The sequence below is a fragment of the Nonomuraea sp. NPDC003560 genome (genome assembly GCF_042878785.1).
Classification (GTDB): domain Bacteria; phylum Actinomycetota; class Actinomycetes; order Streptosporangiales; family Streptosporangiaceae; genus Nonomuraea.
Genome location: NZ_JBIAOF010000004.1, coordinates 756,651 through 778,949, shown reverse-complemented (window position 1 = coordinate 778,949; position 22,299 = coordinate 756,651). Strand labels below are relative to the sequence as shown.

Annotated in this window: 17 protein-coding genes; 11 read left to right on the top strand and 6 right to left on the bottom strand. The window is 74.3% G+C overall.

Annotated features, from left to right (window positions below; translation table 11 throughout):
* Position 1 precedes the first annotated feature (1 nt).
* Positions 2-550: a hypothetical protein gene (locus tag ACFYUV_RS19810; RefSeq protein ID WP_387670193.1), complete on the bottom strand. Its 549-nt coding sequence runs from the start codon at positions 548-550 to the stop codon at positions 2-4.
* A 154-nt stretch (positions 551-704) separates the two neighbouring features.
* Here ACFYUV_RS19810 and ACFYUV_RS19805 point away from each other — a divergent pair, with 154 nt between their 5' ends.
* The 4 genes from ACFYUV_RS19805 to ACFYUV_RS19790 all read left to right on the top strand — a co-directional run bounded on the left by ACFYUV_RS19805 (position 705) and on the right by ACFYUV_RS19790 (position 4,310).
* Positions 705-1,661 (top strand): NAD-dependent epimerase/dehydratase family protein, encoded by a 957-nt coding sequence (locus ACFYUV_RS19805; RefSeq protein WP_387670191.1) that lies wholly within the window; start codon positions 705-707, stop codon positions 1,659-1,661.
* Between the two features lie 187 nt (positions 1,662-1,848).
* Positions 1,849-2,418: a hypothetical protein gene (locus tag ACFYUV_RS19800; RefSeq protein WP_387670190.1), complete on the top strand. Its 570-nt coding sequence runs from the start codon at positions 1,849-1,851 to the stop codon at positions 2,416-2,418.
* A gap of 2 nt (positions 2,419-2,420) precedes the next feature.
* The gene (locus ACFYUV_RS19795; RefSeq protein WP_387670188.1) at positions 2,421-2,879 is read left to right on the top strand and encodes a hypothetical protein; all 459 of its coding nucleotides are present in this window, start codon (positions 2,421-2,423) and stop codon (positions 2,877-2,879) included.
* 246 nt (positions 2,880-3,125) lie between these two features.
* On the top strand, positions 3,126-4,310 hold the full coding sequence (locus tag ACFYUV_RS19790) for an FAD-dependent oxidoreductase (protein WP_387670186.1): 1,185 nt from the start codon (positions 3,126-3,128) through the stop codon (positions 4,308-4,310).
* Between the two features lie 237 nt (positions 4,311-4,547).
* On the opposite strand, the gene ACFYUV_RS19785 is transcribed toward ACFYUV_RS19790, so the two are convergent.
* Positions 4,548-6,395, bottom strand: a complete 1,848-nt coding sequence (locus ACFYUV_RS19785) for a S8 family serine peptidase (protein ID WP_387670184.1) — start codon at positions 6,393-6,395, stop codon at positions 4,548-4,550.
* Between the two features lie 220 nt (positions 6,396-6,615).
* Between ACFYUV_RS19785 and ACFYUV_RS19780 the strand changes: the two genes are divergently transcribed.
* The 7 genes from ACFYUV_RS19780 to ACFYUV_RS19750 all read left to right on the top strand — a co-directional run bounded on the left by ACFYUV_RS19780 (position 6,616) and on the right by ACFYUV_RS19750 (position 17,279).
* The gene (locus ACFYUV_RS19780) at positions 6,616-8,004 is read left to right on the top strand and encodes a serine hydrolase domain-containing protein (RefSeq protein WP_387670182.1); all 1,389 of its coding nucleotides are present in this window, start codon (positions 6,616-6,618) and stop codon (positions 8,002-8,004) included.
* Between the two features lie 169 nt (positions 8,005-8,173).
* On the top strand, positions 8,174-10,234 hold the full coding sequence (locus ACFYUV_RS19775) for a dipeptide ABC transporter ATP-binding protein (protein WP_387670180.1): 2,061 nt from the start codon (positions 8,174-8,176) through the stop codon (positions 10,232-10,234).
* Positions 10,231-11,181 carry an ABC transporter permease gene (locus ACFYUV_RS19770; RefSeq protein ID WP_358293491.1) on the top strand — a complete coding sequence of 317 codons (951 nt, stop codon included), beginning with the start codon at positions 10,231-10,233 and terminating at the stop codon, positions 11,179-11,181. The genes ACFYUV_RS19775 and ACFYUV_RS19770 overlap by 4 nt, the downstream gene beginning before the upstream one ends.
* A complete protein-coding gene (locus ACFYUV_RS19765) occupies positions 11,178-12,065 on the top strand; it encodes an ABC transporter permease (RefSeq protein WP_352353874.1) in 888 nt (295 codons plus the stop codon). The genes ACFYUV_RS19770 and ACFYUV_RS19765 overlap by 4 nt, the downstream gene beginning before the upstream one ends.
* A gap of 59 nt (positions 12,066-12,124) precedes the next feature.
* Positions 12,125-13,987: an ABC transporter substrate-binding protein gene (locus ACFYUV_RS19760; protein ID WP_387670177.1), complete on the top strand. Its 1,863-nt coding sequence runs from the start codon at positions 12,125-12,127 to the stop codon at positions 13,985-13,987.
* A complete protein-coding gene (locus ACFYUV_RS19755) occupies positions 13,984-15,207 on the top strand; it encodes an erythromycin esterase family protein (protein ID WP_387670175.1) in 1,224 nt (407 codons plus the stop codon). The genes ACFYUV_RS19760 and ACFYUV_RS19755 overlap by 4 nt, the downstream gene beginning before the upstream one ends.
* On the top strand, positions 15,204-17,279 hold the full coding sequence (locus tag ACFYUV_RS19750; protein WP_387670173.1) for a prolyl oligopeptidase family serine peptidase: 2,076 nt from the start codon (positions 15,204-15,206) through the stop codon (positions 17,277-17,279). Before ACFYUV_RS19755 ends, ACFYUV_RS19750 begins: the two co-directional genes overlap by 4 nt.
* On the opposite strand, the gene ACFYUV_RS19745 is transcribed toward ACFYUV_RS19750, so the two are convergent.
* The 4 genes from ACFYUV_RS19745 to ACFYUV_RS19730 all read right to left on the bottom strand — a co-directional run bounded on the left by ACFYUV_RS19745 (position 17,257) and on the right by ACFYUV_RS19730 (position 22,242).
* Positions 17,257-18,918, bottom strand: coding sequence for a PucR family transcriptional regulator (locus ACFYUV_RS19745; RefSeq protein ID WP_387670171.1), 1,662 nt, complete (start codon positions 18,916-18,918; stop codon positions 17,257-17,259). The genes ACFYUV_RS19750 and ACFYUV_RS19745 overlap by 23 nt on opposite strands.
* A gap of 89 nt (positions 18,919-19,007) precedes the next feature.
* Entirely contained in the window at positions 19,008-20,117 is a 1,110-nt protein-coding gene (menC, locus tag ACFYUV_RS19740) for an o-succinylbenzoate synthase (protein ID WP_387670169.1), read from the bottom strand.
* Positions 20,114-21,001 (bottom strand): GNAT family N-acetyltransferase, encoded by an 888-nt coding sequence (locus ACFYUV_RS19735; protein ID WP_387670167.1) that lies wholly within the window; start codon positions 20,999-21,001, stop codon positions 20,114-20,116. Before ACFYUV_RS19735 ends, menC begins: the two co-directional genes overlap by 4 nt.
* A gap of 113 nt (positions 21,002-21,114) precedes the next feature.
* Complete coding sequence (locus ACFYUV_RS19730) at positions 21,115-22,242, bottom strand: M20 family metallopeptidase (protein WP_387670165.1); 1,128 nt, start codon at positions 22,240-22,242, stop codon at positions 21,115-21,117.
* Between the last annotated feature and the right edge of the window lie 57 nt (positions 22,243-22,299).

The window sequence follows — 22,299 nt, the reverse complement described above, 5'->3', positions numbered from 1 at the left end:
GTCAGGGCCGCGGGTCGATGAGGGCCGCGGCGAGCAGCGTGTTCACGCGCTGGGCCAGCTCCTCGGGCATCCCCGCCGCCAGCACGATCTCGGCCGCCTGCGCGCCGATCGCCGCCGCCTCGACCGCGCTGACCCTGGGCAACGGCGTGCGCTCGCCCTGCGGGGCGACGGCCGAGGTCAGCGCCCTGCGACGGCGGCGCTCCCGCCACCGGGCCCGCAGCCGGTCGACCCGTTCGGTGGTCATGCCCGTCAGCACCTCGCAGGCCACGCCGTTGAGCAGGGTCAGGACCACGCCGAGCACGAGCTGCATGCCCTCGCCCGCGTCGAAGCCGGTGGGCTGGTCGCGTTCGCGTCCGCGCAGCGTGGCGCGGACCGCGCGTCTGCGGGCGGCCGGGTTGCCGAAGAAGTCCGCGCAGGCCAGGGGCAGGAAGCGCACGTCCTCGGGGGCCACGTCGAGCAGGATCGTCCGGGCGGCCTCTTCGATGGTCGGCGCCGTACGACGGGAGCCGTCGCCGGAAATGCCGGGTGCTGGGGAGCCTGGTTCGGGCATGTCTCCTCGCCTGACTTGAACTGAGTCCCCGAATCACCCCTATGAGAGCATGTCCGCCGCTCCGCGGATACATGACCGCTGAAGGTGATCGGAGTGTTGCGCTGGAAGTGAAGAGCGGGGGTCCGGACGGGCCGGGTGGGCCAGGATGGCAGGCATGCGGACACTTGTTCTCGGCGGCACGATGTTTCTGTCCAGGGAGATCGCACGGCAGGCCCGCGACCGCGGGCACGAGGTGGTGTGCGCGGCGCGCGGCGTGGCCGGCGAGCCGCCCTCGGGCGTGGAGTTCGTCCGGGTCGACCGGGCCGAAGACGGCGGGCTCGCGCCGCTGAAGGGGTCGTTCGACCTGGTCGTCGACGTCGCCAGGCTGCCCAGCCAGGTGCGGCGCGCGGTCACGGAGCTGGCGGGCCGGGCCGGACACTACACGTTCGTGTCGTCGTGCAGCGTCTACTCCGACGCGACCCGGGTCAGCCAGGTCCTGCACGACCCGTTGCCCGCCGGAGCCGACGAGAGCGACCCGGAGAACTACGGGCCGGCCAAGGTGGCGTGCGAGCAGATCCTCGGCGACGGCGCGCTGCACGTACGGGCCGGGCTGATCGTCGGCCCCGAGGACCAGTCCGACCGGTTCACCTACTGGGTCGAGCGCCTGGCGCGCGGTGGCCGCGTGCTGGCTCCCGGCTCGCCCGGCGATCTGGTGCAGCTCGTCGACGTACGCGATCTCGCGGCCTGGACGCTCGACGCGGCCCAGGCCGGGCTGACCGGCCCTTACGACGGCATCTCCATGCCCTTCACCAGGGGGGAGATGCTGGCGGGCATCGCTGAGGGGCTGGCGGTGGCGCCGGAGCTCGTCTGGGCGGGCCAGGAGTTCCTCACCGGGCACAAGGTCGAGCCCTGGGCCGGGCCGCGTTCGCTGCCGTTGTGGTTGCCGTTGCCGGAATACGCCGGGTTCATGGCCCGGGACACCTCCGCCACGCTGGCCGCCGGGCTGCGCATCCGCCCGGTCGCCGACACCGCCCGCGACACGCTCGCCTGGCTGCGCGCCTCCGGCCACCGGGTGACCCGTGCCGGCCTCACCGCCGACGAAGAAGCCGAACTCCTCCACCTGCTTCCCTAACCCCCGGTTCCCGGTTCCCGGTTCCCGGTTCCCGGTTCCCGGCCCCGGGCCCAGGCCCGGGCTCCTGATCCCTTGGCACCTCGGGCACCTCGGGCACCCGGTCCCTTGGCTTCCGGGCTCCCGGGCCTCCGGGCCGCATGGTCGGCCGGTTGCTCGCGGGGGCGCCGTGGCCGGGATCATGGACGGTGTGTTGCGCGTGACGATGAACGACTCCGCGGCCGGTCTGCTCGGTGTGCCGGGCGGCCCGGCTCTGCCGGCATCGCCGGGCGGCCTCGCTTCCGGCCTGCGGGAACGGGTGGCCCAGGGGCTCGTCCGGCGGGGTGAGGTGCTCGGCTGGGCCGTCTCGACGGACGGCGCCGAACGTGCCCCCGCGCCCTTCCACGACCTCACCGGCTGGGAGTGCGACCGGAGTTCCGTGCACCTGGAGGACTTCGTCCCGGTCGAGGTCGTCACCGTCGACCACGCGCCGGTGATCGGCGACGACGGCCAGCGCGTCCTGCTGCTGCACGGCGTGGCGCTCGCCCTGGAGGTCGTCCGGCTCGCGCGTGCCCTGCACCCGCGCGGCCCGGTGCGCTGCGTCGTGACCGCGAACGAGACCAGCGCGACGTTCCGGTTCCACCAGATCAGGCCGGGCGAGAGCTGGAACGCCGCTGACCTGGACGGGTACGCCGGAGATAAGGTGATCGTGGTCGATCAGGGGCCGTTCGCCGCACTCCAGGAGCATCCGGACGTGCCGGGCGCCGCGTACGATTCCTGATCGTGTCGATGAGGTTGAGCCTCGCGAAGATCGAGGCCGCGCTGCTGGAGTCCGTACGGGCCGACCCCGCCCTCATCGGGGCCGTCCTTGAGGGCCGGTCGCGCGGTCTCCCTCCAGAGACGGACGTGTTCGCGGACGACCACCGCTCGCTCACCGCCATCGCCGAGGGACGCGCCGAGGCCGAGCACGGCACCGCGCGATGGAGGCACTGCTTCCCCTGGCTGGCGTCGGCCACCGGCGAGGACGGCGCGAACGACGTGGCGGGGTGCGAGGTCGGCTACGGGCCGCCGTTCGTGCTGGATCCCGGTCAGGTGGCGGCGGTCGCGCGGGGCCTGGCCGAGGAGGGGTGGAGGTTCGGCGCCGGTCACGCGGGCGGGACGTACGAAGGGCTGGAGGCGCTGGCGCCGTTCTACGCGGCGGCGGCCCACGAAGGCAAGGCGGTCGTGGGCGCGGTGCGCTGAGGTCCCACGCCCGTGGGCGCGGTGCGCTGAGGTCCCACGCCCGTGGGCGCGGTGCGCTGAGGTCCCACGCCCGTGGGCGCGGTGCGCTGACGTCCCTCGCCCGTGGGCGCGATGCGAGGCTCTGACTGCCGGCCTCGGGCCTCTGTGTGAACGTGCCGCTGGTGGTGTGGTGGGGGTGTGCAGGTTGGGGGCGGGTACCGTGCAGACTGCCCCTTAGGTGGGGGTTCGGGCCTAACGTCCCGGAATATGCAGACAGTAGACGTTCTGGTGGTGGGGGCGGGGCTGGCCGGGTTGAGCACCGCCCGCCTGCTGGCCCGGCGGAGGCTGGACGTCATGGTCGTCGATCGCCGCAGGTCGTTGGCGGCCGGCGTGCGGACCACCGGGATCTTCGTACGCCGCACGCTCGACGACTTCGACCTGCCCGGCCACCTGCTCGGGCCCGGTGTCCGGGACGTCCTGCTGTATCCGCCGTCGCGGCGCTCGCCGATCCGGCTCACCAGCGACCGGGACGAGTTCCGGGTGGCCGACATGGCCGCCGTCTACGAGCACGCCCGCCGCGCGGCGGAGTCGGCCGGCGCCCGGGTCCTGCTGGGCGTCCGGTACACGGGCAGCTCATCGGGCCTCGTACGCCTGGAGCGCACAAGCGGCGCGGAGGGCGCGGAGGGCGCGGTCGGCGTTGTGGGGGTGGAGGTGGTGGGGGTCAGGTTTGTCGTGGGGGCGGATGGGGCGCGGTCGCGGGTGGCGCGTGATCTCGGTCTCGACGTCAACCGGCGCTTTCTCGTCGGCGCCGAGATCGTCCATGCCGTCGCGCCGGGTTCGGGCGTTCCGGCGTTCCACTGCGTGCTGGATCCCCGGGTGGCTCCGGGGTACCTCGGGTGGGTGCTGGACGACGGGCGGCACGCCCACGTGGGGGTCGCGGGGGAGCCGGGGGCGATGCGGGCCGGCGTCCGCCGTCTGCTGGACGCCTTCGCCTCCGACGCGCCCGGTCGCGCGACGCCCGCCGGGCCGGTCGAGCGCAGGGGAGGCCCGATCCCGGTCGGGGGCGTGCTGCGGCGGCTGGCGTGCCCGGACGGGCTGCTGGTCGGGGACGCGGCGGGCGCGGTGTCGCCCCTGACGGCCGGTGGGCTGGACCCTTGCCTGCGGATGTCCGAGCTGGCCGCGTCGGTGATCGCCGACTATCTGCGTACCGGTGACCGAGAGGTGCTGAAGCGGTACGACGGGGCCGCGCTGCGGGCCCGGTTCCGGGGGCGGTTGTTGCTGCGGCGGCTGTCGGCGGGGATCCGGTCACCGGTCGCGGCGGAGGCCGCGGTGACCGTCCTGCGCACCCGTCCCGGCCGGGCGCTGGCCGCGCGGATCCTGTTCGGCGACGGCTCCTTCCCCGAGCTCGAACCCCGGCTCACGGCGGGGGCGGGCACAGTTCGGCGACCTTGACGAGCCCGGCTCGTGTGCGACCGTAGCGGCCCCGGACGCGGCGTGCCCGCGATCGGGTCGAAACGCGGATGGGGAAGCGCGATCCCGTGTGGGAGAACGCGGGAGGCCGGAGAACGGGGGCCACCCCCGTGCAGGGGAACGCGGGGGCTGGAAAGGGGGGGCGACCCCGCGTGGGGCACGGGGGGCCGGAAAAGGGGAGCGACCCCGTGTGGGGCACGGGGTCGCGGAGGTGTGGGGTTACGGCTTGGTGTAGCCGCCCGTGTAGGCGCCGCTGCCGCTGTACGCGTACACGCGGATGCGGTAGGTGCCCGCCGTGCCGTTGTAGGTCAGCGACTCGTCAGGCCCGCTGCCCGCGCTGCTGGCCACCGTGGTCCAGCCGAGGATGCCCTGCTTCTGCAGGTACAGGTCGAAGTCCACGCCGGAGGGCCCGTCGAGGCACGCCCGGTGCGTCCCGGCGGCGGCCGTGTAGCCGGAGCTGTTCGGGTAGTACACGTTCTGCCCGCTGGTCAGGTTGCCGGAGAACGGCGTCTGGTAGCCGGTGCAGTTCCCGGGGGTGGTCCCGACCGTGATGCTCTTGCTGGTGGTGTTCGTGGCCCCGCCGTTGTCGGTCACGGTGAGGGCCACGGTGTACGTGCCCGCGGCGGCGTAGGTGTGCGACACGGTCGCGCCGCTGCCGGTGGAGCCGTCGCCGAAGGTCCACGCGTAGGAGGCGATGCTCCCGTCCGGGTCGCTGGAGCCGGAGCCGTTGAACGAGCACGCCCGCGTGGTGTTGTCGCACGACTGGGTGAAGCCGGCCACCGGCGGCTGGTTGCCACCGGTCGTCGGCGGGTACTGCGTGGCGTCGTGCACGTCGAGCAGCGGCTCCTTGACCCCGTCGCCGGCGTCGTCGGTCCAGTTGAGGTTGCCCGTGGCCTTGAGCTTGTCCCGTACGGCCAGCGCCCCCGCCCGGGTGGTGGGCTTGTTCGAGCCGCTGGTCAGCACGGCCGCGGCGCCCGCGACGTGCGGGCTGGCCATGGAGGTGCCGCTGATGGTGTTGTAGCCGCCGTTCATCCACGTGGAGTAGATGCAGGTGCCGGGGGCGGCGACCTCGACCGTGGTGCCGTAGTTGGAGAACCAGGCGAGGGTGTCGTCGGTGTCGGTCGCGCCGTCGGTGCGGCACGGCACGGTGATCGTGCCGGCCAGGCCGCCGGGCTGGCCGTCGAAGTCGGTCACGGCCGAGACGGTGACGACGTCGGGGTGGTTGGCGGGGAAGAAGCCGGAGGCGTCGGCCGAGCTGTTGCCGGCGGCCACGACGACGACGATGCCCGCGTTGGTGGCGTTCGTGATCGCGTTGCTGATCGCCGAGCTGCTGCAGCCCTGGCAGCCGAGGCTCAGGTTGATGACCTCGATCGTGCTCGCCCTGGCCACGACCCAGTCGAGACCGGCGGCGATGCCGGCCAGCGTGCCCGAGCCCGCCGAGTTGAGCACCTTGACGGCGTGGATGCGGGCGCCGGGGGCGACGCCGACCGCGCCGACGGAGTTGTCGATGGCGCCGATCGTGCCGGCCACGTGGCTGCCGTGCCCGTTGTCGTCGTCGCCGGTGCCCGAGCAGACGCCGCTGGTGCAGTTGGTGCTGGCCACCACGTTCAGGTCGGGGTGGTCGAGGTCGACGCCGGTGTCCACGACCGCCGCGTCCACGTCGACGCGGACGTCGTCGGTGCCGTCGATGTCGAGGTTGATGTTCTGGTCGGCGTAGATGCGCTTGATGCCGCTCGGCACGGTCTGCGCGAAGGCGTGCACCTCGTGGTCGGGCTCGACGGTGAGCACACCGGGATCGCCCTTCAGCTTGGCGGCCTCCTCGGGGGTGAAGAGGGCCGAGTAGCCGTTGAAGGCGTACCGGTAGGTTCCCACCAGCACGCCCTTGTGCGCCGTGACCTGCTGCTGCGCCTCGTTCGCCACCTGCGCCCGCGACACGCCAGAGAGCTGGACGATGTAGCGCTGCTGGTCGGCGGCGGCCGGGGAGTCGGCCTCGGCGGCGGTGGCCCAGCCGGACAGTGCCAGGCAGACGCCGGAGGCCAGGGCTAACAGGGTTGAGATTCGACGCATGGAAACGCCTTTCTCCGGGGGTGACATGAGCTGTGCTCATGCGGCTTGTGAGCGGAACATCGCATATGACAGCGAGTCAGGCAATACTGAAATATCTGTCACAGATCACATCGGTCTGGGTCGTTCCGACGAAGAACCCGAGGCGTCATAGTGGCGGTGGACGAACCGGGCGGTCCCCGCCGGCTCTAGGGTCGGGCGGAGTCGACCAGGGGGGACACCGGTGCCGGAGCTGGAGGAGATCGATGCGTGGCTGCGTCACCGGCTGGCGGGACTGCTCGCCGAGAACCAGGTACCCGGGGCCGCCGTGGCGGTCCACGCGGGCGGCCGGACGGTCGAGGTCGCGGCCGGGACGCTGAGCACGGCGACGAGCGTCGAGGCGACCCCCGGCTCCCTGTTCCAGATCGGCTCGATCACCAAGGTGCTGACCGCGACGCTGGCCATGCAACTGGCCGACGAGGGCCTGCTCGACCTGGACGCGCCCGTGCGCGACCGCCTCCCGGCGTTCCGGATCGGCGACGAGCGGGCCGCCCGGCGGATCACCCCGCGCCAGCTCATGTGCCACGTCGCGGGCTTCGAGGGGGACGTCTTCACCGACACCGGCAAGGGCGACGACTGCGTCGAACGGTTCCTGGACGTCCTGCACGACGTGCCGCAGCTGTTCGAGCCCGGCGAGATGTTCTCCTACAACAACGCCGGCTACTGCGTGCTGGGCCGGATCATCGAGGTCGTGCGGGGCAAGCCGTTCGACGCGTGCCTGCGCGATCACCTGCTCACGCCGCTCGGCATGACCCACGCCGCCTGCGACCCGTACGAGGCGATCGTGCACCGCACGGCGGTCGGCCACGTCCAGCGCACGCCGGACGGCCCGTACCGGCCGACCCCGGTGTGGGCGCTGGCCCGCTCGAACGCGCCCGCCGGGTCGATGCTGGCGATGCCGCCGCGTGACCTGCTGGCCTTCGCCCGCATGCACCTCGCCGGCGGCACCGGCCCGAACGGCGCCCGTGTGCTGAGCGCGGCGAGCGTCGCGGAGATGCGGCGGCCGCAGGTCAGGCTGCCCGACTTCGCCCAGGGCACGGCCTGGGGCCTGGGCTGGGAGCTCTTCGACCGGCCCGGCGGCGCGGTCTTCGGCCACGACGGCAGCACCGTCGGCCAGGCGGCGTGCCTGCGCGTGGCGCCGGGCCGCGACGTGGCCGTGGTCGTCGTCGCCAACGGCGGCCGGACGCGGCCCGTGTTCGCCGAGATCACCGGCCGCGTGCTGGGCGAGCTGGGCGGGGTCGAGGTGCCCGCGCCCCCGGCGCCCGGCCCGGCCCCCGTCCCGCCCGCGAACGCCGCCCGGTACGCCGGCACGTACACGTCGAGCACCTGCGAGACGGAGGTGACCCTGGACGGCGCCGGGCGGCTGTGGCTGCGCCGGACGCCCGTGGGGATCACCGCCGACCTGGACGAGGTGCCGTACCGCACCGAGCTGGCCGCCTGGCGCGACGACGTGCTGATCCCCCTCGAACCCGAGCGCGGCGCGCACGCGCCGATCGCCTTCCTCGGCGACGACGGGACCGGCCGCGCCCTCTACCTGCACGACGGCCGCGCCGACCGCCGCACGTCCGGCTGAACCACCGCACCGAGGACGGCCCGCCCGCGCACAGCGCCGGCGGGCCGTCCTCATGCCCGCCCCCGTCCCCGCACCGCGCTGATCAGTTGGTACGCCCGGACGAACCCCCGCCCCAACGTTCGATGTCCGCGACGAACACCGCCGGGGACGCGGGTCCCACTATCGTCGGATGGATTTGGAGAGCGATCGCGTGCTGGCGATCCGGGATCTGTCGGTCGAGATCCGGCGCGGCGACAGGGTCGTCCGCCCGGTCTCGGACGTCAGTCTGGTGCTGAACCGCGGCGAGACCCTGGGGATCGTCGGCGAGACCGGGTCCGGCAAGTCCATGACCGGTCTCGCGATCATGGGCATGCTGCCGGCCGGCGGCCGGGTGACCGGCGGCTCGATCGACTTCGGCGGCGAGGAGCTGGTCGGCCTGCCCGCCGCGCGCTACCGGGCCCTGCGCGGCAACGAGATCGCGATGGTGTTCCAGGACTCGCTGACGGCGCTGAACCCGACCCGGCGCATCGGCGAGCAGGTCGCCGAGCCGGTCCGGCTGCACCACGGCGCCTCCAGGCGGGCCGCCCGCGACCGCGCCGCCGAGGTGCTCGCCCTGGTCGGCCTGCCCCGCCCGGCCGAGCGCATGGACGACTACCCGCACCAGCTCTCCGGCGGCATGCGGCAGCGCGTGATGATCGCGATGGCGCTGGCCTGCGAGCCGCGGGTCGTCATCGCCGACGAGCCCACCACGGCGCTCGACGTCACCATCCAGGCCGAGATCCTCGACCTCCTGGACGGCCTGCGCTCCCGGCTCGGCATGTCGATGATCCTCATCACCCACGACATGGGCGTCATCGCCCGGCACGCCGACCGTGTCGGCGTCATGTACGCCGGCCGCCTGGCCGAGACCGCCCCCACCCCCGTGCTCTTCGCCCGGACCCGGCACCGCTACACGCACGCGCTGCTGGCCTCGATCCCCTCACTCACCCACGACCGGGACGAGCGGCTGTTCAGCATCCCCGGCGCGCCGCCCGACCTGACCGCGGCCGGTCCCGGTTGCCCGTTCGCGCCGCGCTGCGACGCCGCCACCGACCGGTGCCGCGAGGAGCGTCCGGCCCCCGCCGTCGAAGACGACGGGCACGTCCACGCCTGCCACCACCCGGCCACCGGACCGGCAGACCGGGTGCAGAGCCGCTTCCGCACCCGCCCGGTGGAGCCCGCGGCGGCTGCGGAGCGCGCGCCGCGGTTGCGCGTCGTCGACCTCAGGCGCGAGTACCCGGTCGGCGGCAGGGGCCTGTTCGGCGCGCGCCGCACCCTCAAGGCGGTCTCCGGCGTGAGCTTCGAGGTGGCGGCGGGGGAGACGTTCGGGCTGGTCGGCGAGTCGGGGTGCGGGAAGTCCACCCTGGGCAGGATGCTGGTCGCCCTCGACCGGCCCACCTCCGGCGAGGTGATCTTCGACGGCGAGCCGGTCAGCCGGATGGGCGCGCGGGCGCTCGGCCCGCGCCGGAGCCGGCTGCAGATGATGTTCCAGGACTCCGGTGCCGCCCTCGACCCCCGCATGCGCATCGGCACGATCCTGCGCGAGCCGCTGGCGATCCAGGGCGCGGGCGACCGCGCCCACCGCACGGCCCGCGCCCGCGAGCTGCTGCGGGACGTCGGCCTTCCCGCGGGCGTCATGGACCGCTACCCCCATGAGCTGTCGGGCGGGCAGCGGCAGCGGGTGAACCTGGCCCGCGCCCTGGCCTTGGACCCGGCGGTGCTGGTCGCCGACGAGCCGGTCAGCGCCCTGGACGTGTCCATCCGCTCCCAGGTGCTCAACCTCATGCGCGCCATCCAGCTCGAACGCGGCCTCAGCAGCGTGGTGATCTCGCACGACCTCGCCGTCGTGCGGTACCTGGCCGACCGGGTCGGCGTCATGTACCTGGGCAAGCTGGTCGAGACCGGCACCACCGAAGAGGTGTACGGCGCCCCCGCCCACCCCTATACCGCCGGCCTGCTGGCCGCCGTCCCCGACGCGGACCCGCAGGCCCGGCAGCCGCGCGGCGAACGCGTGCGCGGCGAGCTGCCGAGCCCGATCGACCCGCCCAGCGGCTGCCGCTTCCGCACCCGCTGCGCCCTGGCCGACGACCTGTGCGCCCAGGCCGAGCCCCTTCCGCGGCCGGTCACCGGCAGCCACCAGGTCGCCTGCCACCACCCGCTCCAGCCGCTCGAACCCGCGGCCACCCCGCTGAAGGGAGCCTCCCGGTCATGACCTGGTACGTCGTCCGGCGCCTGGCGATCTCGGTCGTCGTCCTGCTCGGCATCTCCGCGGTGGTGTTCCTGCTGCTGCACCTCGTCTCGGACAGCCCCGGGCGGGTGGTCCTGGGGCAGCGCGCCTCGCCCGAGGCGGTCGCCGACTTCAACCGGCAGCACGGGTACGACCGCCCGGTCCTCGCCCAGTACGTCGGTTACCTGGGCCAGCTCGCCCGGGGAGACCTGGGCAGGTCGTACAAGCTGAACGAGAACGTGGCCACCCTGCTCGGGCAGAACGCCGGCCGCAGCGCGATGCTCTCGGCGGCCGGCCTGGCGGTGGCGCTGGTGATCGCCGTGCCGCTCGGCGTGCTGCAGGCGGTCCGGCGCAACAGCGTCGCCGACCGGCTGCTCACGGCGGTCTCGTACGTGCTCTACGCGACGCCGTCGTTCCTGCTCGGGCTGATCCTCATCGCCGTCTTCAGCCAGGCGCTGCCGATCTTCCCGGCGGAGGCGTCCCAGTCGCACTCGCCCTGGGTCGTGCTCACCGATCCGCGGGCGATGGCGCTGCCGGTCATCACGCTGGCCGCGGCGAGCGTCGCGGTCTTCGCGCAGTACCAGCGCTCCTCGGCCCTGGACCAGCTCGGCCAGGACTACATCCGGGTGGCGCGGGCCAAGGGTCTGCCCGAGCGGCTGATCCTGCTGCGCCACCTGCTGCGCAACGCCTGCCTGCCGCTGGTCACCCTGGTCGGCACGCTCATCCCCACCCTCCTGGCGGGCAACCTGATCGTCGAGTCGCTGTTCAACTATCCCGGCCTCGGCCTGTTGTTCCTCAACAGCCTGCAACGCGAGGACTATCCGGTGCTGCTCGCCTACACCCTCGTCGGGGGCGTCCTGACCGTGGCCGGCAACTTCGTCGCCGACCTCGTGGTCGCCGCCGCCGACCGCCGAATCGAGCTGACGAAATGACCACACAGAACGTGGAGGCCCGGCCCGAGGCCGAGGCCGTCCCGGCGCGGAGCCGGCGCTCGGTGCTGCGCGGGCTGCGGCGCAGCCCGCTCGGCCTGACCGGCGGCCTGCTCCTGCTGCTGATCGCCGGGTTCTGCTTCCTCGGGCCGCTGCTCTACCGCACCAACCAGATCGACGTGGACCTGGTCAACGCGGCCCTGCCGCCCGGCCCCGGCCATCCGCTCGGCACGGACGCCAACGGCTTCGACGTGCTCGGCCGGCTGATGGCCGGCGGCCGCCTGTCGCTGCAGATCGGCCTGCTCGCCGCCCTGTTCGCCACCGCGATCGGCACCCTGTACGGCGCGGTCGCCGGCCTGGCCGGCGGCGTCGTGGACGGCTTCCTCATGCGCCTGGTCGACGTCATGCTCTCGGTGCCGTTCCTGTTCTTCGTCCTGATCCTGTCGGCCCGCTTCCACGCCGACGCGCTGTCGCTGAGCCTGGTCATCGGCGGGTTCTCCTGGCTGGTCTCCGCCCGGCTGGTCCGCGGCGAGGTGCTGACGCTGCGGGTGCGGGAGTTCGTGCTGGCCGCGCGGGTGATGGGCGCCTCCCGCCGGCGGCTCATCCTCACCCACCTGATCCCGAACGCGCTCGGCGTGATCATCGTCAACATCACGTTCCAGGTCGCCGACGCGATCCTGGTCGTGGCGGCGCTGGGCTTCCTCGGGTTCGGGCTGACGTACCCGACCGAGGACTGGGGCAGCCAGCTCGCCGGCGGCGTCGCCTACATCTCGGCCGACTACTGGTGGCTGATCTACCCGGTCGGGGGCTGCATCGTCCTGACGGTGCTGGCGCTCAACCTGCTCGCCGACGCCCTGCGCGACGCCGTCGGGCGCCGGGCCGACTGACGTCCGCCGACCGATGAACGCCGACTGACATCTCCACCCCCACATGTAGGGAGCCTGCAATGACGCACGTGTCCGGAAAGCAGCGAGCACGCCTGGCGGTGGCGCTCGCCGCCGCGGTGGCGGTGCTCGCCACAGCGTGCACCGGCGGCGGGGGCGCCGCGAAGGACCCCGCCGCGGAGTACGCCAGCCAGCCGGCGCAGTCGGGCAAGCCCAAGGACGGCGGCACGGTCACCGTCGCGCTGACCCCCGGCCTCAGCCCGAACTACATCTACCCCTACCCGCCGGCCGCCGCCAACGGGACCGTCATCGCCCGCGGCCTGATGTGGCGCTCCCTCTACCGGCCCAGCGGCGAGGGCGACCAGGTGGCCGACGCCGAGCTGAGCCTGGCCGAGCCGCCCGCCTACAGCACCGACCGCAAGACCGTGACCATCAAGATGAAGGACTACAAGTGGTCCGACGGCAACCCGGTCACCGCCGGTGACGTCGTCTTCTCCCTGACGCTGCTCAAGGCGGCGCTCGCGGAGAGCCCGGCCAACTGGAGCTTCTACACCCCGGGCCAGTTCCCCGACGGGGTCACCGCCAAGGCCGCCGCGCCCGACACGCTGACCCTCGAACTGGAGACGGCGTACAACCCGTCGTACCTGATGTCGATGCTGACGCTGCTGTACGTGATGCCGTCCAAGGCGTGGGACATCGACCGCGCGGGCGGCCCGCACCTCGACTACACCAAGCCGAAGAACGCCACGGCGATCTACAAGTACCTCACCAAGGAGTCGGAGTCGCAGTCCACGTTCGCCACGAACCCGCTGTGGCAGGTGGTGAACGGCCCGTTCCGGCTCAAGAGCTTCGACCCGACGACCGGCTCGTTCTCGCTGGCGCCCAACGAGTCCTACAGCGGGCCCGGTGACTCGCGGCTCGACCAGGTCGACTTCAAGGCGTTCACCTCGGCCGCCGCGGTGCTCAACCAGTTCAAGGCGGGGAACCTGACCGTCGGCACGCTCGACTCCAGCTTCATCACGCAGATCGGCGCGCTGAAGGCCAAGGGGTTCAACGTCTACGGCGCGCCCGCGCCCGCCCGCTTCGACTCGCTGACCATCAACTTCGGCAACACCGTCAACGGCTTCGACAAGATCGTCGCGCAGCCGTACGTCCGGCAGGCCCTCCAGCGCCTGATCGACCAGCCGGGCTACATCGCCGGCCGGGGCATCTACAACGGCGCCGGCTCGCCCAACTACAGCACCGCGGGCAGCGGCTCGCCGTACCCGCCGGCGTTCGGCGACGCGCCGCCGTACCCGCACGACCCGGCGGCGGCGGCCAAGCTGCTCACCGACAACGGCTGGCAGGTGGTCCCGAACGGCGCCACCACCTGCGTGCGGCCCGGCACCGGGCCGGGCGAGTGCGGCGCGGGCATCCCGCGCGGCCAGAAGATCAGCTTCACCCTGGCCTCCGCGAACACCCCCGCCTACGTCGGCGCCCGGGACGTCGCCTTCGCCTCGGCGGCCAAGAAGCTCGGCGTCGAGGTCAAGATCGTCACCAAGTCCCTCACCTACATGTACGCCAACTACGGCAACACCTTCGCGCCCGCGAACAAGAACGAGTGGGCGATGCAGGACTACGGGCCGCTCTACCTGGCGGCCGGTTACCCCAGCAGCAACACGGTGTTCAACGCCAAGGGCAGCTTCAACCTGGGCGGCTACCGCGACGACGAGGTGGACCGGCTCATCGACGCCTCGACCTTCGGCGCCGACGCCGGGGCCCTGTCGGCCGAGGTGACCAAGATCGCCCAGGAGCTGCCCGTGCTGTTCTTCCCGACCCCGCACACCCTGGTCGTGTGGAAGGACACGCTGTCCGGCCCGCAGTCGTCGTTCCGGGCGCTGCTCAGCTACCTGTACACGCCCGAGCTCTGGTACTTCCACGCATGACGCGCGACGCCTTCGCCCGGCCGCTGCGCCACCTCGACCCGGCCGCCGCCGCCGTCGCGGACGCCCGCACGCTGCGCGAGCTGGTCGGCGACGCCCGCGTGGTGGCCGTCGGCGAGGGGGCGCACAACGTCACCGAGTTCTACCGGCTCAAGGACCGGCTGTTCCGCATCCTCGTCCGCGAGCTGGGGTTCTCGGCGTTCGTGATGGAGTCCGGCTTCGCCGAGGGGCTGGCCGTGGACGCCTGGGTCCACGGCGGGCCCGGCGCGGCCGCGACGGTCGCCCGCGACGGCATCACCTACCGGTTCGGCGAGTGCGAGCCGATGCGGCGGCAGCTGCGCTGGATGCGCCGCCGCAACTCGGCGGGCCCGGGGCGGGTCTCCTTCTACGGCATGGACCTGCCCGGCTCGTCCACCTCGCCCGGTCCGGCCGTGCGCGCGTGCCTGGACCGCATGCCGGCCGGGCCGGGCGACGAGGAGCTGCTGATCCTGAGCGACCTCGGCGGCCGTACCGAGGCGGCGGTCCGGTACGCGGCCATGCCCGCCGCGGGCCGGGCCCGCCTGCTCGCGGGGCTGCGCGAGCTGGCCGGGCGCGCGCTCGGGTCGGCGGACCCGGTGCTGCGCCGGTGCGCGGCCTCCCTCCAGGCCTTCGCCGACGAGGCCGAGGCGGGGGAGGCCGGGCCGGCGGGCGCGCCCTATCCCCGGGACCGGTTCATGGCCGAGACCGTGGAATGGGTGCTCGAACGGGAGCAGCGGATCGTCGTCAGCGCCCACAACTCGCACGTCCGGCGCTCGCCCTTCCATGGCCGGCCGACGCTGGGCGGCCTGCTCGCCGCGTCCCTGGGAGACGACATGGTCGTCGTCGGCACGACCTACGGCTCCGGCCCGGAGGTGCGCTTTACGCAGCGCTCCCCGCGCCCGTTCGACTGCGACGTCTCGCTGGAGGCGCGCACCCTGCCCCCGAACTGCGTCGAGGCGCCGCTGGACCGGCTCGGCCCGCCCGTGACCGTCGTCGACCTGCGCCGCGCGCCGGGCGAGCTGTTCGACGGGATCGACGGCACGCTTGCCGGCGGCGGCCTCGACCCGGTGGACGACTTCCCGGCCGCCTACGACGCCCTGATCCACGTCCGCCGGGTCAGCCGGGTCCCCGGCGCGTTCGAACGGCTCCAGGCCGAGTTCGCCGCCGCCCGTCCTGCCCGTCCTGAATCGCCGGAGTTGTCGTGACCCTTTCCTATCCGCCCGCGCGCACCGTCGAGGTCGTCCAGGACGTCGCGGGCGTCCGCGTGCCCGATCCGTACCGGTGGCTGGAGGAGGAGACGCCCGAGGTGCGGCGGTGGCAGCGGCGGCAGGCCGAGCTGGCCGCCGCCGTCGCCTACGACGGGCAGGACCCGGCGGCCGTCCGGGACCTGATCCTGGCCTTCGACGCCGGATCCCGCCCGGCCCTGCCCAGGCACGCGGCCGGCCGCTGGTTCCGCCCGGTCACCCCGCCCGGCGGGACGGCGTCCACCGTGGTCGTCGCCGACGAGCCCTACGGCCCCGGCCGGACGGTGGCCGACCTGGCGCGGTTCGGCGGCGCGCAGGACGCGGTGCTGTCCTGGCTGGCGCCCTCCCCGGACGGCCGCGTCCTGGCCCTGGGCGTGTGCACCGACGGCAGCGAGCACAACACCATCCGGCTCGTCGAGGTGGACACCGGCCGCACGCTCGACGAGCCCGGCCAGGTCCTGCACAGCGCGTGGGCCGGCGGCGTCTCCTGGACGCCCGACAGCGGCGGCTTCTCCTTCCTCGCGCTCACCGGCCCCCCGGAGGAGTTCCGGCAGGCCGTGTTCAGCCATCGCCTCGGGACGCCGGGGGAGACCGTTGTGGAGCCGATCCCGGTCCCGGCGGGCTCGCGGGAGTACACGCTCGTCCAGTTCTCCCCGGACGGCCGCTGGGCCGTGGCCGCGCACCGGGTGGGCAGCCCGATCCCGTGCGCCGTCCGCGACCTGTCCGTGCCCGGGTCCGCGTGGCGGTCCTTCGTCACCCGCTGCGCCGGCACGGTCGCCGGTCACGTCGTCGGCGACCGCTACGTGGCGGTGACCGACGTCGGCGCGCCGCGCGGCCGGGTGGTCGCCATCCCGCTCGACGCCGCCGACCCGGACGACCCGTCGGGATGGACGGAGCTGGTCCCCGAGGGCGAGACCGTGCTGCGCTCGCTCACGCCCGTCGGCGAGCACCTGTACCTCAGCGAGTTCGACCGGACGTTCGCCCGGGTGCGGATCCTCGACCGCGCGGGCGCCGTCGCCGGGGAGGTGCCGCTGCCCGGCCGGGGCGCGCTCGCCGCCCCCTTCTTCGCCCTGACCGCCCTGGCCACCGGCGTGCCCGCGGCCGACTTCGTCTTCGCCTTCTCCACGCTGACCAGCTCCTGGGGCGTCTACCGGCACCGGCCCGGCCAGGGCGCGCCGCACACCCTGTCGGCCCCGGCGGTCACGCTCGACGCCGAGGTGGAAGAGGGGCAGGCGGTGGCGGCCGACGGGGTCGCGGTGCCGTACCACGTGGTGCGCCCGGCCGGTCTCGACCCGGCGCGGCCCGCGCCGGTGCTCGTCTCGGCGTACGGGGCGGCCAACGTGCCCCTGCTTCCCCAGTACCAGCCGGACCTGGCCGCCTTCGTCGCCGCCGGGGGCGTGCTGGTGCAGGCGTACCTGCGCGGCGGCGGCGAGTTCGGCGGGGACTGGTACCGGGCCGCGCACCGGGAGCGGCGGCACGTCCGCGACTCCGACCTGGTGGCCGTCGCCGAGCACCTGATCGCCGAGGGCGTGACGGCCGCCGACCGGCTGGCGCTGACCGGCGGCTCCGACGGCGGGCTCATGTGCGGGATCGCCGTCACCAGCCGGCCCGAGCTGTGGCGGGCCGTCCTGCCGCGGGCGCCGCTGCTGGACCTGATCGGCGGCACCCGCGACCCGTACCTCGACTTCGTCATCCGCAAGGCGTGGGCCGACCCGGACGACCCCGAGGAGGTCCGGCGGCTGCTGCGGATGTCGCCGTACGAGCGGGTGCGCCCCGGCGTCTTCCCCGCGGTCTACCTCCAGGCAGGGGCGACGGACCCGCGCTGCCGTCCCTGGCACGCGCGCAAGTTCGCCGCCCGCCTCCAGGCTGCCCAGCAGGGGGACGAGCCCGTCCTGCTGCACGTCTTCGACGACGCCGGGCACGGCGCGGCCACCCCCCACGACGTGGCGGTCGCCCAGGACGCCGAATGGCTGGCCTTCCTCATCGGCACGCTCGGCCTGCGCGGCCCGGTCAGTCGTCCGGCGCGGACCTGATCGACATCAGGCGCAGCTGCAGCATGGCCGACAGGCGCGCGTCCGGGGAGCCGAGGTCGATCCGGCCCACCTCGGCCGCGCGCCGCAGCCGGTAGCGGAACGTGTTGGGATGCACGAACATCGCGGCGGCGGCCACCGAGACGTCGCCGAAGGCGTCGAGCCAGGCGTCCAGCGTCTCGACCAGGCTGGTCTGGTGCTCCTTGTCGTAGGCGACGACCCGGGCGATCGGCCCGCTGGGGACGTCGCCGCGCGGCACGAGGTCGGCCAGCTCCAGCAGCAGCGCGTCCACGTGCACGTCGTCCAGGCGGGCCACCTGCCGCCCGGCGCCGCCCGAGCGCAGCACGCGCAGCGCCCGGTCGGCGCCCGAACGCGAGCGGGCCAGGGCCGAGTTGTCCCCGGCCGGCCGGCCCACCCCGACCAGCGGGCGCAGCCGGGAGCCGACCCGGGCCAGGAACTCGGTGGCCACCAGGACCGCGCGCTCGTCGGCGTCCTGCCGGTTCTGCGGCAGCGGCAGGATGCCGTAGGCGACGTCGCCGACCAGCGCGGCGGCGGCCCGCGGGTGCACGGCCGACAGGTGCATGGCGAAGGCGTCGGCGAGCCGCTTGCGCTCGGCGGCGAGCTGGGCGGGCAGCGGGCTCTCGCCCGCCGGGCCGACGACGGTGAGCGCCAGGACGACCGCGGGCTCGTCCTTCAGCCCCAGGCGGCGGGCGGCCTCCAGGGAGCCGGGCCCGCTCTCCAGCGCGGTGCCCAGCAGCTCGGCCCGCAGCCGCCGTTCCATGTCGGCGTCGGCGCGCTGCCACACCATGTGCATCGCGACCAGCTTGGACGCCTCGTAGAGCGCCTGGCTGCGCTCCTCGCCCAGCGCCTCGGGGACGACGACCCAGATCGTGCCGAGGATCTCGTCGCCGGCGCGCACCGCGATCGCCACCCGGGGCAGCGCGGGCGGCTGCCGGCCCTCGGGGTCGGGCAGGGGCGCCACGAAGACGGGCCGGTCGCTGCGGTAGATCGCCTGGAAGACGCCGCGTTCCTCCAGGATGCGGGTGTACTGCTCGGGGACCTGGCGGCCCAGGATCGTCCGTACGCGGGAGGTGTCGGTGTCCTCCTGGCGGCTGGAGAAGGCCAGCAGCCGCGAGTGGCGGTCCTCGATGGTGACGGGCGCGTCGAGCAGCGCGGCGATGGCGTTGGCCACGGCGAACAGGTCGCCGGACCCGATCCGGCCCGAGGCGTGGGCGTCGGGGCCGAGCCGGCCGCCGTCGGAGGTCAGCTCGCGCAGCATGCCGGCCAGGTGCGTCCAGGACGCGCCGCGGGCGAAGGCCAGCACCGCCACCCCCGCCCGGCCCGCCGCCGCGACCAGCCGTTCGTCGGCGACGACGGGCGCGCGGACGACCAGCGCGGCGGCGCCGTGCCGCCCGAGCCGGGTCACGACCTGCGCGATCTCGGCCGGGTCGTGCAGGCCGACACCGAGGACGAGCGCGTCGGCGGGCAGCTCGGGCTCGTCGAGCGGGTCGTGGATGACGACGCCGCCGATGTCGCGGGCGAGCCCGGCGTCGCCGCAGACGGCCTGGAGCAGGGTGGTACCGAGTTCCTCCAGGACGCGGCCCAGGCTGGCACGCGGGAGGCCGGTCACGGGGACGAGCACGCTCCCGACGCTAGCGCCGCCCTGGTGGCACATCGTTCGTCCGGGACGACGAAATGCCACCGGCCGACCTGTCGGAACCGACCAACAGATCAGGACGGCATCGGCACCCACGTCGTCGCGACGGTGACCTCCTCCAGCACCTCCGGGATCGGGGCGACGCCGATCCCCGGGCCGGTCGGCACGGCGAGGTGGCCGTCCTCCAGGCGGAACGGCGGCGTCAGGTCGGTCCGGTAGTAGCGGTCGGAGGCCGAGGTGTCGCCGGGCAGCAGGAACCCGGGCAGCGCGGCGAGCGCCACGTTGGCGGCCCGGCCCACGCCGGTCTCCAGCATGCCGCCGCACCACACCGGGACGTCGTGCGCGGCGCACACGTCGTGGATGCGCCGGGCCTCCAGATGGCCGCCGACCCGGCCCGGCTTGATGTTGACCACCTGGCAGGCCCCGAGCGCGATCGCGTCGGCGGCGGCGCGGGCCGAGACGATCGACTCGTCCAGGCAGATCGGCGTCGTGATCCGCTCGGCCAGCCGGGCGTGCCCGAGCAGGTCGTCCTGCGCGAACGGCTGCTCGATCAGCAGCAGGCCGAACGGGTCCAGCCCGGCCAGGTGCCGGGCGTCGCCGCGCCCGTAGGCGGTGTTGGCGTCCACCTGGAGCGGGACGTCGCCGAACCGCTCGCGCACGGCCCGGACCGGCTCGACGTCCCAGCCGGGCTCGATCTTCAGCTTGATCCGCAGGTAGCCCGCGTCCAGGTACTCGGCGACGGCGTCCAGCAGCGCCGGGATCGACCCGGTGATGCCCACCGACACCCCGCACGGCACGCTGTCGCGCACCGCCCCGAGCGCGTGGGCCAGCGGGACGCCGCGGGCGCGCAGGTCCGCGTCCAGGACCGCCGTCTCCAGCGCGGCCTTGGCCATCCGGTGCCCCTTGAACGCCGCCAGCGCCGGGGCGACCTTGTGCGCGTCCAGGTCCGCCACGCCGGCCAGCGCCGGGACCAGGAACCGGGTCAGCGCGTCGGCGGCGGCGTCGGTGTACTCCGAGGAGTACAGGGGCGCCGTGCCCGCGCCGCACTCGCCCCAGCCCTCGGCCTCGCCGGTGACGACCCGCACCAGCACCGCCCGCCGTACCGTCTCGGTGCCGAACGACGTGCGGAACGGCGTCACGAGCGGCATCTCGACCGTGCGGACCTCCACACCGGTGATCTTCACTCCGTCTCCTGTCTGTCCACGATGTACCAGCCTGTCCGGTCGAAGCCGCGTACCCGGCCGCCTTGTTCGAGCAGCTCGCCCAGCACGTCCCGCAGCGCCCTGCGCCAGTCGGCGGCGCGGGCCGGGTCGCTCTCGCGCATCGCCTCGACGTCGCCGGGCACGCCGACCAGGACGGTGGCCGCGCGGGCGTACCGGACCAGCGGCCCGCCCGCCGCCGACGCCTCCAGCGTTACGGCCGCGCCCGCCGCCCTGGCCGCCGCCGCGTCCGCCACGGCCGGACGGCCCGCGCAGGCCGCCTCGACGACGGGCGTCCCCAGCCGCCAGCGGACCAGGACGCGGTCGGTGGCGTCGGCGCGGTTGATGTCGTCGTCCATGGGGCCGTAGAAGTCCGGCAGGTACTCGGCCGGGTCGGCGCCCAGCTTGGCCAGGTTGAAGTAGGCGTTGCGGCGCACCAGCGGGTCGTAGGTCCAGCAGATCTCGCCGACGCCGCGCAGCATCGCCCAGGCCCGCTGGTGCAGCTTCATGGCGAACCCGACGTTGCGGCCCTGCATGCCCGCCAGCACGCCGGCGATGTGACTGTGCAGGGCGGCGCGCGCCGGAGGCGAGAAGAAGCCGAAGCACGCGCCCACCATCCGGTCGCCGTCGAAGGCGCCGCTCACGTAGCTGCCCGCCTTCGACAACGCGCGCAGCATGTCGGCCGTCACCGGGGGGTTGTTCTCGCCGGTGCGCCAGATGTGCTCGTACAGGCGGCGGACGGCTTCCAGCTCGCCGACGCTGTCCAGGGGGCGGATGTCGATGCCCGCGCCGTCGGCGGCGGCCTGCGCCGCGGCGCACGCGGCCTCGACGGGCCGGGAGTCGCGACGGTCACGGATGAGATCAGTCACGCCGGTCATGGTCGCAGCCGCCTTCGTCCCGTAGCTGGTCGGCGAGCACCGGGCGGCGGCGTCCGGTTCGTCCGCCCGGACAACAGCGTCCAGGGCCCCCTTGTGAGGGGCGGTCACCGCGCTGCGGCCAGCAGGTCGGCGACCAGGGCCGTCAGCAGCCGGGTGCGGCCCGGCAGCTCCGCGACCAGCACGTGCTCGTCGTCGGCGTGCGCGCCGCCGCCGACCGCGCCCAGGCCGTCCAGGGTGGGGGTGCCCGTCCCGGCGGTGAAGTTGCCGTCGGAGGCCCCGCCCACGGCGACCGAGGTCAGCGGGCCGATCCCGAGGACGCCGGCGAGCCGGCACGCCCGCTCGAACAGGCCCTTCGACGCCGACGCAGGGAGCGGCGGCCGGTTGGGCCCGCCGCCGACCGTGACGTCCGCGCCGGGCAGCACCGGACGCAGCCCGCGCATCGCCGCGTCCACCCGGTCCTGCTCGCGGGCGTCCCTCACCCGTACGTCCACGTCGAAGCGGGCCCGCGCGGGCACCGTGTTGACCGTGGTGCCCGACTCCAGGCGGGTCGGGGTGACGGTCGTGCCCAGCGCGGGATCGGCCAGCGCCGCCACGGCCGCGACCTGGTGGGTCACCTCGACCGTCGCGTTCACGCCGCGTTCCGGCTCCAGCCCGGCGTGCGCGGCCCGGCCCCGCACCTGCACCTCGTACCGGGAGACGCCCTTGCGCTCGGTCTTGAGCGCCCCGCCGGGACCGGCCGCCTCCAGGACCAGCGCCGCCGCGCAGCCGCGCGCCTCGTCCTCGACCAGCCGCCGCGAGGTGGGCGACCCGGGCTCCTCGTCGCCGGTGACCAGCACGGTCACGCCGTCCAGGTCGTCCAGCGCCGCCAGCGCGTGGAAGGCCATCACCAGCCCGGCCTTCATGTCGAAGCAGCCCGGCCCGCGCAGCATCCCGTCGCGCACCTCGAACGGGTGCCGCTCCAGCGAGCCGACCGGCCACACCGTGTCGTGGTGGCCGAGCAGCAGCACCCTGGGCTCGCCGCCGAACCGCCACCGCAGGTGGGTGCACCCGTCGATGACGACGCGCTCCGCCTCGGCCCCCAGGTGGGCGGCGCCCAGCTCGGCCACGGCCGTGGCGCTGCGGGCGACCGCGGCCAGGTCGCCGGACGGCGACTCGCAGCGTACGAGCCGCTCGATGTCGGCGATCATCGCGGCCTCGCGGGCCCGGTCGGACGGGGTACGACGTGGTGTCATGGTGGCTGCCTCCGGTCGGACGGACCGCCCATCATCGTCAACCACGACCCGGACGGG

What these genes read in the sequence shown, in the direction of transcription:
- ACFYUV_RS19810 (WP_387670193.1), bottom strand. Translation starts at nt 550, where the DNA reads ATGCCCGAACCAGGCTCCCCAGCACCCGGCATTTCCGGCGACGGCTCC.
- ACFYUV_RS19805 (WP_387670191.1), top strand. Translation starts at nt 705, where the DNA reads ATGCGGACACTTGTTCTCGGCGGCACGATGTTTCTGTCCAGGGAGATC.
- ACFYUV_RS19790 (WP_387670186.1), top strand. Translation starts at nt 3,126, where the DNA reads ATGCAGACAGTAGACGTTCTGGTGGTGGGGGCGGGGCTGGCCGGGTTG.
- ACFYUV_RS19785 (WP_387670184.1), bottom strand. Translation starts at nt 6,395, where the DNA reads ATGCGTCGAATCTCAACCCTGTTAGCCCTGGCCTCCGGCGTCTGCCTG.
- ACFYUV_RS19775 (WP_387670180.1), top strand. Translation starts at nt 8,174, where the DNA reads ATGGATTTGGAGAGCGATCGCGTGCTGGCGATCCGGGATCTGTCGGTC.
- ACFYUV_RS19770 (WP_358293491.1), top strand. Translation starts at nt 10,231, where the DNA reads ATGACCTGGTACGTCGTCCGGCGCCTGGCGATCTCGGTCGTCGTCCTG.
- ACFYUV_RS19765 (WP_352353874.1), top strand. Translation starts at nt 11,178, where the DNA reads ATGACCACACAGAACGTGGAGGCCCGGCCCGAGGCCGAGGCCGTCCCG.
- ACFYUV_RS19760 (WP_387670177.1), top strand. Translation starts at nt 12,125, where the DNA reads ATGACGCACGTGTCCGGAAAGCAGCGAGCACGCCTGGCGGTGGCGCTC.
- ACFYUV_RS19755 (WP_387670175.1), top strand. Translation starts at nt 13,984, where the DNA reads ATGACGCGCGACGCCTTCGCCCGGCCGCTGCGCCACCTCGACCCGGCC.
- ACFYUV_RS19730 (WP_387670165.1), bottom strand. Translation starts at nt 22,242, where the DNA reads ATGACACCACGTCGTACCCCGTCCGACCGGGCCCGCGAGGCCGCGATG.